General features: G+C 54.4%; 1 protein-coding gene. It reads left to right on the top strand.

The genetic code is table 11. The features are described 5' to 3' along the window. Positions 1-185: 185 nt before the first annotated feature. On the top strand, positions 186-526 hold a 341-nt coding region (locus tag A3730_RS01260; protein WP_197477214.1), incomplete at its 3' end, for a RimK/LysX family protein.

The following is a 526-nucleotide window of genomic DNA, read 5'->3' as shown; positions in this document are numbered from 1 at the left end:
TGATAGCCCGCCGGTCAGCCTTTATCGTAAGATTGGCAATTGTGAACAACTTCAAAATTTCACGGTTGAGCCTGCGATAGGCCCGATGATCGCCTAGAATGGCGCAACCATTTTCCGGGGGGCGGGTCAGAGGCTGAGCCGGTGGCTCCGTGATCGGGCTGTAATGCTTTTACAATCAGGTTGTTATGATGCGTACACTCCTTGCTTCGCTGTTGGTCTTGTCGCCCTTTGCGGTGATGGCTGATCTGTCTTCCGGCAAGATGATCTATGGCTTGCACGAAAACGTGCATATCAAGGAGTTGGGCATTACCGTGCCTGCCAAACTGGATACCGGCGCAGGTTCAGCCTCCCTGAGCGCCCGTTATATCCGTACGTTTGAGCGCGATGGCGTGGAAATGGTCGAATTCGACCTGGCCATCGACCGCGATGATCGGGAAGACTGGGGTATTACCACGGAACAATGGGATGATGTGGAGCTGCCTTTATCGGGGCATGTGCGTATCAAGCGACGGGCAGAGAGTGTGTC

The sequence above is a fragment of the Alcanivorax sp. HI0044 genome, from assembly GCF_001634945.1.
This window is presented reverse-complemented; position numbering and strand designations above follow the sequence as displayed.